The organism is Jannaschia marina (genome assembly GCF_013404595.1).
Taxonomy (GTDB): domain Bacteria; phylum Pseudomonadota; class Alphaproteobacteria; order Rhodobacterales; family Rhodobacteraceae; genus Jannaschia; species Jannaschia marina.
In genome coordinates, this window is the sequence record NZ_JABVAX010000001.1 from 479,957 (window position 1) to 492,342 (window position 12,386).

General features: G+C 69.6%; 13 protein-coding genes and 1 tRNA gene. 4 read left to right on the forward strand and 10 right to left on the reverse strand.

Annotated elements, in window-relative coordinates; all coding sequences use genetic code 11:
* Window positions 1-32: 32 nt before the first annotated feature.
* From HSX43_RS02495 to tsaD, 5 genes are read right to left on the reverse strand one after another with little or no spacing between them, the layout of a single operon-like run.
* Complete coding sequence (locus tag HSX43_RS02495) at window positions 33-227, reverse strand: hypothetical protein (protein WP_179378499.1); 195 nt, start codon at window positions 225-227, stop codon at window positions 33-35.
* A 53-nt stretch (window positions 228-280) separates the two neighbouring features.
* A complete protein-coding gene (locus HSX43_RS02500) occupies window positions 281-700 on the reverse strand; it encodes an EVE domain-containing protein (protein WP_179378500.1) in 420 nt (139 codons plus the stop codon).
* Window positions 697-990 (reverse strand): YciI family protein, encoded by a 294-nt coding sequence (locus HSX43_RS02505; protein ID WP_235962448.1) that lies wholly within the window; start codon window positions 988-990, stop codon window positions 697-699. Before HSX43_RS02505 ends, HSX43_RS02500 begins: the two co-directional genes overlap by 4 nt.
* Window positions 987-1,937: an NAD(P)H-dependent glycerol-3-phosphate dehydrogenase gene (locus HSX43_RS02510; RefSeq protein ID WP_179378501.1), complete on the reverse strand. Its 951-nt coding sequence runs from the start codon at window positions 1,935-1,937 to the stop codon at window positions 987-989. Before HSX43_RS02510 ends, HSX43_RS02505 begins: the two co-directional genes overlap by 4 nt.
* Window positions 1,934-3,010 (reverse strand): tRNA (adenosine(37)-N6)-threonylcarbamoyltransferase complex transferase subunit TsaD, encoded by a 1,077-nt coding sequence (gene tsaD, locus HSX43_RS02515; RefSeq protein ID WP_179378502.1) that lies wholly within the window; start codon window positions 3,008-3,010, stop codon window positions 1,934-1,936. Before tsaD ends, HSX43_RS02510 begins: the two co-directional genes overlap by 4 nt.
* Before the next feature lie 55 nt (window positions 3,011-3,065).
* Here tsaD and HSX43_RS02520 point away from each other — a divergent pair, with 55 nt between their 5' ends.
* The 4 genes from HSX43_RS02520 to HSX43_RS02535 all read left to right on the forward strand — a co-directional run bounded on the left by HSX43_RS02520 (window position 3,066) and on the right by HSX43_RS02535 (window position 6,701).
* Complete coding sequence (locus HSX43_RS02520) at window positions 3,066-3,773, forward strand: uroporphyrinogen-III synthase (RefSeq protein ID WP_179378503.1); 708 nt, start codon at window positions 3,066-3,068, stop codon at window positions 3,771-3,773.
* A 31-nt stretch (window positions 3,774-3,804) separates the two neighbouring features.
* Window positions 3,805-5,007: a COG4223 family protein gene (locus tag HSX43_RS02525; protein WP_179378504.1), complete on the forward strand. Its 1,203-nt coding sequence runs from the start codon at window positions 3,805-3,807 to the stop codon at window positions 5,005-5,007.
* An 8-nt stretch (window positions 5,008-5,015) separates the two neighbouring features.
* The gene (locus HSX43_RS02530) at window positions 5,016-6,575 is read left to right on the forward strand and encodes a heme biosynthesis protein HemY (RefSeq protein WP_179378505.1); all 1,560 of its coding nucleotides are present in this window, start codon (window positions 5,016-5,018) and stop codon (window positions 6,573-6,575) included.
* Window positions 6,576-6,628: 53 nt separating this feature from the next.
* Window positions 6,629-6,701 (forward strand) — tRNA-Thr (locus HSX43_RS02535).
* A gap of 264 nt (window positions 6,702-6,965) precedes the next feature.
* On the opposite strand, the gene HSX43_RS02540 is transcribed toward HSX43_RS02535, so the two are convergent.
* The 5 genes from HSX43_RS02540 to HSX43_RS02560 form a co-directional block, all read right to left on the reverse strand.
* A complete protein-coding gene (locus HSX43_RS02540) occupies window positions 6,966-7,760 on the reverse strand; it encodes a histidine phosphatase family protein (protein ID WP_179378506.1) in 795 nt (264 codons plus the stop codon).
* Between the two features lie 89 nt (window positions 7,761-7,849).
* A complete protein-coding gene (locus tag HSX43_RS02545; protein WP_179378507.1) occupies window positions 7,850-8,401 on the reverse strand; it encodes a PqiC family protein in 552 nt (183 codons plus the stop codon).
* A 3-nt stretch (window positions 8,402-8,404) separates the two neighbouring features.
* Window positions 8,405-11,149 carry a PqiB family protein gene (locus tag HSX43_RS02550; RefSeq protein ID WP_179378508.1) on the reverse strand — a complete coding sequence of 915 codons (2,745 nt, stop codon included), beginning with the start codon at window positions 11,147-11,149 and terminating at the stop codon, window positions 8,405-8,407.
* Complete coding sequence (locus tag HSX43_RS02555) at window positions 11,146-11,706, reverse strand: paraquat-inducible protein A (RefSeq protein ID WP_235962481.1); 561 nt, start codon at window positions 11,704-11,706, stop codon at window positions 11,146-11,148. The genes HSX43_RS02550 and HSX43_RS02555 overlap by 4 nt, the downstream gene beginning before the upstream one ends.
* 62 nt (window positions 11,707-11,768) lie before the next feature.
* On the reverse strand, window positions 11,769-12,386 hold the full coding sequence (locus HSX43_RS02560; RefSeq protein WP_179378510.1) for a paraquat-inducible protein A: 618 nt from the start codon (window positions 12,384-12,386) through the stop codon (window positions 11,769-11,771).

A 12,386-nucleotide genomic window follows, 5' to 3' on the forward strand; every position in this document is an offset into this window, starting at 1 on the left:
CGGGACCGGTTTGTCCAGATGGAGTCGAGGGGTCAGAGGACGGCGATGGCCTCGCGTTGGAGCGCGGCCTCCGCCGCATCGTGCGACCAGTGGAGGTCGGCGGCGACCGAGAGATGGCGACGCACGATACGGCCACTCGGGTATCGGCAGATGGCCGTCCCTTCCACGCAGGCACGCAGATAGTCGAAATGAATCCGTTCGATTCGCAGGATGTTGTCAGCCGTCATATCCGGTCTCCCCGCCGACAAACGTCACCCGGAGCGACAGAGTTCCCGAGTCCTTATGGCATGATCCCGCCCATCCGGCAGATTATCGCCCATTCGTCCGCCGTGACGGGCTGCACCGAGAGGCGCGGGCGCGTCACCAGGGGCATCTCCGAAAGGTTCGGTTCCGCCTTGATCTGCGCCAGCGTCACCGGGGTTTCGAGCGGTGCCTCCGCGCGGATGTCGACGCATTCCCACCTTTCGTCGTCGGTCGTCGAATCGGGGTGCGCGGCTGCGCAGACCTCGACCGTGCCGACGACCGCCTTCTCGGACTGCGAATGGTAGAAGAAGCCCCGGTCGCCCAGTTCCATCTCGCGCATGAAGTTGCGCGCCTGGTAGTTGCGCACCCCGTCCCACTCCTCGCCCTCTGCTCCTTTCGCGACCTGATCGTCCCAGGACCAGGTCGAGGGTTCGGATTTGAAGAGCCAGTATCTCATCCGCCGATCACCCGGTTCCAGGTCTCGATCCGCACGTCTTCGAAGAGGCCGGCCCGCGCATAGGGGTCGTTCGCCGCGAAAGCCTCGACATGGGTGCGATCCTCGGTGGCGAAGAGGATGAGCGAGCCGGACATCTCGCCGGCGGCATTCATGAAGGGACCGGCCTGAACGACATGCGGATCCGCCTTCAGGTGCTCCAGATGGGCCTCCCGGTTGGCCTTGCGGACGTCGAGGTGGCCCGGTTTATCGGTGCAGATCAGGGCATGGAGCATAGGTCGTCCTTTCGTCATTCCGCGGTCAGGTCGCGGTCGAGCAGCCGTTGCATTGCATCCTTCACCGTGGTGTCGCCGGCGACAAGGGCCGCGACCTCCCGCGTGATAGGCAGGTCGATCCCGTGCGCCTCGCCAAGGCGCAGGGCGGCGGTGGCCGTGGCGGCCCCTTCGGTGGTGGCAACGGGCCGGTCGGTGCCCGCGCCGAGGGCGTGCCCCAGGGCAAAGTTTCGCGACTGCGGGGACGCACAGGTGAGTGCGAGGTCTCCGAGGCCCGACAGCCCCATCAGCGTCTCCGGCGAGGCCCCGAGGGCCGGCGCGATCCGCAGCATCTCGGCCATGCCCCGCGTCATCAGGGCCGCGCGCGCCGATTCGCCGAGACCTGCCCCGATCGCGGCCCCGCAGGCGATGGCGACGACGTTCTTGAGCGCGCCGCCGATCTCGACGCCGGTGACGTCCCGGGTGCGGTAGAGCCGGAGCGCCGGGGTCGAGAGCGTCTGCTGCAGCCGCTGTCCCGCCGCCGGATCGGCGCAGGCGAGCGAGAGCGCCGTCGGCAGCCCGCGGGCGATATCGGCGGCGAAGCTCGGGCCGGAGAGGACGGCGACGGCCGCATCGGGCAGGGCGCTTTGCAGGAGCCTTGCCGGCCCCGTCAGCGTGGTGAGGTCGACGCCCTTGCAGGCAGCGACGGCGTGGCGTGGCGCGAGCGGCAGGGTGGCGAGGCAGGCGGAGAGGCTTTGCATCGGCACGGCGAAGAGGAGCGTCTCGCAATCTTCGAGCGCGGCGATGTCAGCGGTCGGCAGGACAGTATCGGGCAGGGAGACGCCGGGCAGGCGTGGCAATTCCCGTGACAGTGCCGCCCGCTCCATCCCCGCCCGATCCCGACCCCAGAGGCGCACGTCGCGCCCGGCCCCGGCGAAGCTGACGGCGAGGGCGGTGCCGAAAGCTCCCGCGCCGACGACGCCGATCACGCCTTCGCCCCCCGCTTGCCCGAACCGAGCATCGGGGCGGCGCGGTCGTCGAGCGGCCAGCGCGGGCGGGCGGCGAGGGTCAGGTCGTCCACCTCGCCCAGCCGCAGCCGTTCGGCCCCGGCCCAGGCGATCATCGCCGCGTTGTCGGTGCAGAGCGCGAGCGGCGGGGCAACGAAGGGCAGGCCCGCGTCCCGGGCCACGGTCTCGAGCGCCGCGCGCAAGCTGCGGTTCGCCGCGACGCCCCCCGCGACGGCGAAGGCCGTGACGGGCGCGTCGGCGCAGGCGCGGCGTGACTTCTCGGCGAGGACGTCGGCGACGGCGGCCTGGAAACTCGCGCAGAGGTCGGCGCGGAGCCCGACGGGCAGGCCACCATGCTCCGCCACGATCGCGTCGCGTGCGCGCAGAACGGCCGTCTTCAGCCCCGAGAACGACAGGTCGCAGCCCGGACGGTCGAGGAGCGGGCGAGGCAGGGGGATGCCGGGCGTGCCGCTCTCGGCGCAGGTTTCGACGGCGGGGCCGCCCGGCTGCGCAAGGCCGAGCAGGCGGGCCACCTTGTCGAAGGCTTCGCCCGGGGCGTCGTCGATCGTGCCGCCGAGGCGGGTGAACCGGTCGGGCCCTTCCACCCGCAGGAAGAGGCAATGACCGCCGGAAACGAGGAGCATCAGATAGGGAAAGGCGAGCCCGTCGGTGAGGCGCGGGGTGAGCGCATGGCCGGCGAGATGGTTCACACCGATGAGCGGCTTGCCGGTCGCCGCGGCAAGGCCCTTGGCGCACATCACCCCGGCCAGCACGCCACCGATGAGGCCCGGCCCGGCGGTCACGGCGATCCCGTCCACTGCGGCGAGGTCGAGACCGGCCTCGGCCAGCGCCGCCTCGACGGCGAGGTCGATCTTCTCTGCGTGGGCGCGGGCGGCGATCTCTGGGACGACGCCGCCGAAGGCCGCGTGCAGCGCGTCCTGCCCGATCACCTCGTTCGACAGGATGGTCCCGCGCGTCCCGTCGTGCCGCACGACGGCGGCGGCGGTGTCGTCGCAGGAGCTTTCGAGGCCCAGTATCGTCAGCTCTTGTGCCATGGTGCCCACCGGTTCAAGTCTGGCTCCCATCTATGCCGCCACACCCGGGGGAACAATGCAGTCGCTGCCCGTCCTTCTGACCCGCCCCGAGGCGGATGCGCAGCGGTTCGCCGCGGCGTTGCGGCGGGCGGCGGACGTCGAGGTCGTGATCTCCCCGCTTCTGCGTATCCTGCCGCTCGATCCACCCCCGCCGGGCACGGAAACCCTCCTGCTGACGTCGGGCAACGCCGTTCGTATCGGGCTCGACCGGGCCAAGGGGCAGGGCCGGCGCGCCTGGGTGGTGGGGCCGCGCACGGCGGATCTGGCGCGCGCCGCGGGCGTGGAGGTGCTGGGCACGGCCGCGGACGTCGATACGCTCGTCGATCTGGTGCCGGGCGATGCCGGGCCGCTTCTACACCTGCGCGGGGCCGTGACCCGGGGGGATCTGGCCGGGCGACTGCGGGCGCGGGGGCTGTCGGTCGCCGAGCACGTCGCCTACCGGCAGGAGCCGCAACCGCTGTCCGAACAGGCGCGAGCGGTCTTGCGCGCCGGACCGGTCCTCGCGCCGGTCTTCTCGCCCCGCAGCGCGGAGCTGCTTGGCGCGGCCTGCACGCCCCGGATGCGCGGGAACCTTCGGCCGCTCGCGCTCAGCGCGGCGGTGGCCGAGGCGCTTCCGCGGCCGCCCGTTGCCGTGAGTGCCCGGCCGGACGGTATGGCGATGCTCGAACTGACGGTCGAGGTTCTTCGCCGATCGGCGGTTGAGGGGGGGCGGTCGTCGGTCTAGGTATAGGAGAAATCTGCCTGGAGGGGACGCCTTGGCGCGCACCGCGAAGACATCGACATCGTCGAAATCCAAGACATCGAAGGGCCCGGACACGCCGACGTCGACGACCTCCGCCAAGGCTGCGCCTCCCGCCGACGAAACCCGCCGCGCCGATCCCGAAGGCGCGCGTATCGTCGCCCCGACCGCCCCGCACCAGGAGCCGGCGGCTCCCCCGGAAGCCGACGCCGCCACCTCCGAGACGACCTCCGGGCCCGAAGACGGGGCCGCGGAGGTGACCCGGATGGACGATGCGCCCGCCGCCTCTCCGCCCGTCGTCGTGCCGCAGGACGAGGAGACCTCCGGCCGCGGAGGTGGCTTCCTTCCGCTCTTCTTGGGCGGCGTCGTCGCGGCAGGTCTCGGCTTCGTGGTCGCGATGCTGGCGTTCCCGCAGGAGCCCCCGACCTCCGTGGATGCAGACCGGATCGACGCGCTGGCCGCCGAGATCGACACGCTCAAGGCCGCGGACGCCCCCGCACCCGACCTCTCGGAGATCGAGGCTGCGCTTGCGGCGCTCGAGGTGCGGGTCGACGCGCTTGAAAGCCGGGCTCCCGCGGGAGATGCGACCGCCGAGGCGGCACCGGCCGGCCTCACGTCGGAAGAGGTGGCCGCCGAGCTTGCCCCGCTCCGCGACGAGATCGCGGCCCTGAGCGGGGATCTGGGCCCCCGGGTCGCGGCGCTCGAAGCCGAGGTGGCGGATCTTGCCGACCGCGCGACCGCGGTGCGCGATGACGCGGCGGCCCTGGCCCGCGAGTCCGCACGCAATCAAGTGCGCGTGGCCCTGCAATCGGGGGCGCCCTATGCCGAGCCGCTCGCTGTCCTCGGCGATGCGCCCGAGGCGCTGGCCGGGCCGGCCGCGACCGGCGTACCCACGCAGGCGGCGCTCATCGACACCTTCCCCGAGCTCGCGCGCGAGGCGCTGCGGGCAGCCCGCGCGGCCGAGCCCGCGGCGGGCGTCGGCTCTCTCTTTCGCAACGCCTTCAACCCGCGCAGCCTCGAGCCGCGCGAGGGGGACGATCCGGATGCCGTCCTGAGCCGGATCGAGGCCGCGGTGCGCGGGGGCGACCTCGATGCGGCGCAGGCGGAGATCGCGGCCCTTCCGGCCGAGGCGCAGGCCGTGCTCGCCCCCTGGCAGGAGCGCGTGGCCGGCCGGGCCGCGGCGCTCTCCGCCGCCGATGACTTTCTCCAGGACGAGTGAGGATTTAGATGCTCTGGTCGCTGTTCAAGATCCTTCTCTTCGTCGCCGTCGTCGCCGCGCTGGCCTTCGGCGTACAATGGCTGCTTGCCGTATCGGGCGACGTCACGCTGCGGTTCGACGGGATGGAGTTCGTGCTCTCGCCGCTCGTGGTTGTGCTGGGCGGGCTCCTGCTGCTGTTTGTGCTCTGGGTCGTGTTCAAGCTCGTCGGCCTGTTGGTTGCGGTGCTGCGGTGGATCAACGGAGACGACACCGCGCTTGGGGCCTATTTCGACCGGAACCGGGAGCGGAAGGGGTATGCCGCCCTCTCCGACAGCCTGATCGCGCTGGCCTCCGGCGAGGCGCGGGAGGCGGCGAACAAGGCGCAGAAGGCCGAGAAATACCTGCAGAAGCCCGAGGTCACGACGCTCATCGTCGCGCAGGCCGCCGAGGCCGTGGGCGACCGGGACCGCGCGCGTGACGCCTGGAAGACGCTCGTGACGCACGACCGGACGCGTTTCGTCGGCGTGCGCGGGCTGATGCGACAGAAGCTCGAGGAGGGCGACACCGAGACCGCGATGAAACTGGCCGAGAAGGCCTTCGCCCTGAAACCGCGGCACGTCGAGACGCAGGACACGCTCCTGCGCCTGCAGGCCCGCGACGAAAACTGGGACGGCGCGCGCAAGGTGCTCTCGGCCAAGCTGAAGTCCGGAGCACTGCCGAAGGACGTATACAAGCGCCGGGAGGCCGTGCTGTCGCTCGCCGATGCGCGCGAGCAGCTGGCCGCCGGCAACGCCGACAAGGCCAAGGCCGAGATCCTCGAGGCCAACCGCCTCGCGCCCGAGCTCGTGCCCGCGGCCGTCATGGCGGCGCGGCTGCACATCGAGGCCGGCGAGAAGCGTCGGGCCGCGAAGGTGCTCAAGGCCGCGCGGCTCAAGACGCCCCACCCCGACCTCGCGGCCGCTTTCGCCGAGATCGAGCAGGACGAGACGCCGGAAGCCCGCATCAAGCGGTTCCAGCCTTTCCTCAAGGTCGCACCCGAGGCGAGCGAGACGAAGATGCTCGACGCCGAGTTGCATATCGCGGCCGAGGATTTCCCCGGCGCGCGCCGCGCGCTCGGCACGCTCTACGAAACCGAACCGACGACGCGCTCGCTCACGCTCATGGCGGCCATCGAACGCGGCGAGGGCGGCTCGGAGGCGGTCGTGCGCGGCTGGCTCGCCAAGGCGATCACCGCGCCGCGCGGGCCGCAGTGGATCTGCGACAACTGTGGCACGATCCACGCCGACTGGATCCCGGTCTGCACGCAATGCGAGGCCTTCGACAGCTTGTCCTGGAAGGCCGCGCCTGCCGGGGCCGCGTCCACGACCCTGCCTGCGGAGATGTTGCCCCTGCTGACCGGCCCGTCCGAGATCGCCCCGGTCGAGCCGGACGTTCCGGCGATCCTGGCCGATGACATGGCGGCCGTCGACGAGCCGCCGGAGCCGTCCGCGCCGGGCACAACCGTCGACGACACGGCCGCCGAGTCTGCCGAGGACGCGGAGCGTCCGCGCCACGTGGAGACCACCGCTGGCGAGACGCGGAAATCTTGATTTCGGGGCTGGCGCAGGCTGTGGACCCCTGTTAGGACGCGCGCACCACGGTCGCCGCTGTAGCTCAGCTGGTAGAGCACGTCATTCGTAATGATGGGGTCGGGGGTTCGAGTCCCTTCAGCGGCACCGGTTGGACCCTCCCTTCCGAGAGATCAGTCAGCTCAGTTCCTGTCGAGAGCTTAAGGCCGTTTTGCGGCTGATCTTGCCTTCCGCTCGAATGGCGATCCAGCCGGTCGGAGTGCATCCGGAGGTCCATCTGATGTGATCCGAATGGTTCCGTCCCGTATCACGGTCGGGCCGGATGGAGCCTCTTTCCAAAAGAGGGGTATTTGCCGGGAGATCCTCGGGTCGAGCCCGACGATGACGGCTCTGGCACCACAGCGGACGCGCCTAGCGCCCCTGCGCCGTCGCCTCGACCACTTCTGCGTCGAAGTGGCCGATGTCCGGCCCGGAGGAGCGCAGACGGAGGTAGCCCAGCACCCGGTTGTCGCGCTCGGGGTCGACGACGAGCATCTCGCCTTCGTACACGTTGAACTGCGTCAGTTCCTGAATGTTGGTGAAATGCGAGATGATGAGGAGCGGCCCCTCTTCCGCGCCACCGTCCCATCCGGAGATCAGCTCGCGCATGGCCGTGACGTTCGGTGCCCCCTGAAGCGAGAGGAGAAGGTTCGCCTCCGCGAAGGTCTCGGTCTCGATCCCGCCGCTCAAGCCGGGTTGCGCGCGATCCATGCCGTCCTGCAAGGCGGCGAGCGTCTCCTGATTGCGGCACCATTCGCTCACGATGATCCGGCCGGGGATCATCTCGTTGGCGACGAGGAGCGTGCCGAGGTCGCGCATCTGCCGTTTGCCGAGATCGGTCATCACCCGCTGATTTTCGCAATCGGTCGGTGCCACGTCGGTCGCATCCCGCTTGGACCAGTCGGTCGGCCCGTGCCGCATCAGAAGGACGATGTCGTCGCGGAAGAGGTCGTCGAGCATCTGCCACGGCTCGAAGCGCAGAACCTCGGCCAGGGGCTCGTCCGCGTCGGACGTGCCGGGCATCGTCGCCGTCATTTCTCCGCTGAGACCGGACGATCTGACGATCTCTCCGAAGATCTGCTGAACGAGATCCTTCTGCTCCTCCTCGGCCGCGGTTGGGCCCGCGATGGCCAAGACGGACAGCATGGCGAGGACATGGCGTTTCATGGCGGGCCTTTCGCAACTACGTCTTGCGATATAGGCATGATCCCGCCGCCGGCCAGTGCGCCTCCGCAGGGCTGCCCTGCGGAGGCGCTCTACAGATCCCGCGCGAGCGTTTCGGCCAACTGCTGCCACGCGGCCTCGTGCGCGGCGATGATGGCGGTATAGCTGGCGATGTCGACCACGGGCACGTTGATCGAGAAGCTGCCGACGCGGTCGCGGCCGAGTTCGGATTTCATTGCGTAGGTTCCCGTCAGGTTCAGCGTGCTGTCGGCCCGCACGATCATGTCGTCCACGAAGACCGAGACCTCGACCTCGGGAAAGCCCGAAAGTGGCCAGGGTTCGGCGGCGACGCGCGCGTCGGTGATCGTGTTGAGGTGCCGCGTCAGCGCTCCCTGCATCGCCCGGTCGGGCAGGTCGGCCCAGAGCCGGTCGGTGTCGGTCGTCAGGCTGCCGTCCGCCTGCTGGATCGGGATCTCCTGATTGATCGCGTATTCGGGAATGGAGATCTCGTTCACCTGCACGGTCTGCGCACGGACGTTGACGCGCACGTCCGACGTTGTCGGAGGCGGTGCGAAATACTGCGTCTGCCCGCAGGCGCCGAGCACGACTGCGAGGGGCGCGAGACAGAGGGCGAAAGTCTTCATGGGTCAGCGTCCTAGCAGCAGGGAATTCGGGTTGCGTTCGATCGTGCGCGAGAGCGAGGAGACGTCCTCGGCGGCCCGGGTCGCGGCGCGCAGGGCCTGATAGAGTTCGGTGTTCACCCTGCTGCCGTCGCTATAGGTCGCCAGAAGGCCGCTGGCATCGCGGGTCAGCGTCTGGAGGCGGTTGACGAGCGCGGGCAGATCCTGCGCCGCGACTCGGATGCTGTCGGCCGCCGTCGAGGTGGAGCGCAGCGTCGCGTTCAGGTTGTCGAGGGTGCCTCCGGTGCGGATGGTCTCGATGGTCAGGCGCAGCTCCTCCAGCGTATCGGCCAGCACGACCGGCACGTCGCCGGCCTCGTCGGACGACAGGAAGACATCCGCCGTCTGCATCAGGTCTGTCGTCGCATTCACCAACTCGTCGAGCGCCAGCTCGTTGGCCTTGTTCGCCAGCACGTTGAGGTTCGCGCCGAGCGTCTCGGCCTGGGCGAGGACGCGCTCGGTCGAGGCGCTGAGTTCCGGCAGGTTCTGCGTCCCCGCGGCAACGCTCGTCGCGGCCTCGGCGGCGGCGTCGAGCGCGGCGGTGAGGCTTGCGACGGCCCCCTGCTGCGTGATCTCCGTGGTGATCGCGCGGATCTGGGCAGTGACCTCGTCGAGGTTGCGCAGGATCGAGGCGACCTCGGGCGAGGCAAGCAGGGTTCGGCCGTCGTCGATCAACCCGCGCGCCGCGCCCGGGAGGGCCTGCGTGTCGGCCGACGACAGGAGGGCATCCGCCGCGCCCACGACGCCGTCGATCTGCTGCCGGAGGGTCTCGAGGTCTTCGGTTCCGGCGGCGACGTTGGCCGCAGTGCGCTCGATCGAGGCGGCGGCCCGCGTCACCGTCTCGGCGAGCGCGCTTCCCTCGAACGGCGCGACGAGGGCGCGGACGTCCGCCGCGACCTGCGCGGTATCGGCGAGGATCGCGTCGAGCTCCGGTCCGTTCACGATCCGCGCGGTACCATCGAGCGTGTCGCGGGCGAGGCCGGGGATCTCGGCGGTGGCCGGGTCGTTCACGAGGCCGTCGATGCCCGAGAGCGTCGACTGAGCCGTCGACGCGAGCGTATCGAGGTCGGTGGTGCCGCGGGCGATGTTGTCGGCCGCCGTCGTGGCCGAGGTGAGGGCTGCGTCGAGCGTTTCGATCATCTGCCGCTCGGTGATGTCCTGGGTGATCGCGCGCAGATCGCCGGTGATCGTCTCGATGTCGAGAAGGACGGAGGCCACCTGCGGCGAGGAGATGATGTTGCGGCCGTCGCGCACCAGGCCGCGACTGTCCTCGAGGAGCGCCAGCACCTCCGAGGGGATCGCCCGCGTATCGGGGTCGCCGGCGATGCGGTTGACGTTGTCGAGGAGCGTCGTGGCCGAGGTCAGCAACTCTTCGATCGGCAGCTCGTTGATGCGGTTCAGCACCGATTCCGCGCTGGCCGTGAGCCCCTGGACGTCGGTTTCGGTGCTCGGCACGATCGGGTTTGCGGCGATGCCGATTTCGAGCCCGCCCTGACCGATCGCGCTTTCCTCGTTGACGAGATCAATGGCGAGGTCGCCCCCGAGGATGGAGGTGGAGACGAGCTTCGCGCGCATCCCGGCGACCACGAGGTTGTCGATGAAGTCGATCGCCGTCAGATCGTCGCCGACCTGCTCCATGCCCATCTTCGCCGGCTGCAGCGCCATCACCGCGAGGAGCTCGACCTGCCCGTCGGGATCGTCCGGGCGGATGAAGCCGGTGATTTCCACCACGTTGCCCACGGTCACGCCCTGGTAGCGGACGGCGGCCCCTTGCGCGAGACCGGCGGCCGCCGCGGGGAAGAGCGCCGACACACGGATGGTGCGGTTCGTCGGTGTCTCGAAGGTGGAGGCGCGGGCCGTGTCCTCGTCGTCGAAGATATTGTAGATATGCCCCGGCCGGATCGCATCGCCGCCCGAAATGAGCGTGTCGAAGTTGACCCCGCCCTCGAGGATCGAGGCGATGGAACCGATCCGCAGATCCACGCCGCCCGTTCCGAGTGTCGCCGAGACGCCCGAGGAATCCCAGAAGCGCGTCGCCGTCGACAGCTGACGGTCGTAGGGTGCGAGGACGAAGGCGTCGACGCGGACCTCGCTGCCGTCGGGCGACAGGCGCGGGGCCGAGACCTCGCCCACCTCGATACCGCGATAGAGGATCGGCGCACCGGGGCCGAGGCGGCTGCTGTCGCGGGCCCGCAGGACGATCGCCGTGCCCTCGATGCCCGGCGGGACGATGGGCGCGCGTTCGTCGCCGAGGAAGGTCGTCGTCGTCTCGCCGATGGAACTGTCCCAGGTGCCTTCGATGTAGGTGCCCGAGAGAATGGTATTGAGCCCCTGGACGCCGCGCGCGCTGACTTCGGGCTGAACGACCCAGAAACTCGCGTTGTCGTCGAGATAGGGCGCGATGTCCTTGTTGACCCGGATGTAGACGTTCACCCGGCTCAGGTCGCTCGTGAAGCCCACGTCCTCGACAACGCCGACCGTCACCTCGCGGTAGCGCAGGGTCGTCTGCCCGACCGTGACGCCCGAGGCATCCGGGAAGGCGACGGTAATCAGAACGCCCCTCTGCGACCACGATTGGTAGGCGATCGCCAGCGCGATGACGATGGCGACGATGGGGACGAGCCAGACGGCGCTCACGACGCCGCGGCGTCGGGCGCGCCTGTCGTCCCGCACGGGTTTGGCGGGCGCGATGGGATCGTGGCTATCGGTCATTTTCGGTCTTCAACGGCAAGGATCTCCACTTCGTCCCAGATCCGCCGGCTGTCGAAACTCATGGCCGAGAGCATCGTGAATACGACCGAGAGCGCGAAGGTGACGGCGGCGATACCGGGGTTGATGGTGGCGAGGAGATTGAACTGGACAAGTGCCACGAGGATGGCGACGACGAAGACGTCGATCATCGACCACCGCCCGATCCATTCCACCACCTCGAAGAGGATGAGGAGGCGTTGGGGCCGGTGCCCGTGCGACTTGCGCACGGCGAGGGCGAGATAGGCGATGGCGACGAATTTTCCGACCGGGATCATCACCGAGGCGAAGAAGACGATCGCGGCCACGCCATAGGCCCCGTGGTGGGCGAGCGTGATGACCCCGCCGACGATCGTGTCCTCCGAGTCGCGGCCGACGGTCCGCGTGATGAGCATCGGATAGAGGTTGGCCGGGATGTAGAACAGCAGACCCACGATCCACCACGCCCAGACCCGCTGCAGGGCGGTCGGGCTGCGACTTTCGAGGCTGCCGCCGCAGCGCGCGCAGACCTCCGTGCCCATCGGCCAGACACGGGTACAATGGCGGCAGCCCACGAGCCCCGCCTCACGCGCCGTGAGCGCGTTCAACGTTTCGCGGTGTCCAGAGCCGACCATATCGAATGCTTGCTCATCTGCGTGTCCTTCAGGGCCGTTATGAACACGATGGACGCAAAGGACCAGAACGCAGGGCCCATCGAAAGCGTGGCGAGATCGGCGAGCTTGACCAGCGCGACGGCGACGCCGACCATGAAGATCTCCGCCATGGCCCAGGGTTTCATGATTTCCGCCCAGCGGAGCGCGAAGGCCGCCCCCGGCAGCGGTGCTCGCCCGATCGACAGCGGCGCGAGCGCCCATATGAGCGTGCCGAGGCGGGCGACCGGCAGCACGATCACGAAGAAGGCGACGGCGATCGACAGCGGGGCCATGACGCCTTCGCTGAAGCTCATCACCGTCTCGAAGACCGAGGCGCGGCTGGTGAAGACGCCGTTGCGCAGTTCCAGGAAGGGATAGAACACGACGATCGACATCAGGATGAGCGCGGTCGAGGCGAGCACCACGATCCTCAGGATCGCCTCGGGCCGGCCGACCGCGATCACCGTGCCGCAGCGCACGCAGCGCAGCCGGGTGCCGTCCTCGACCGTATCGACCTCGTGCAGCGCGTCGCAGATCGGGCAGCAGACGAGGGTGTCGGACGGCTCCAT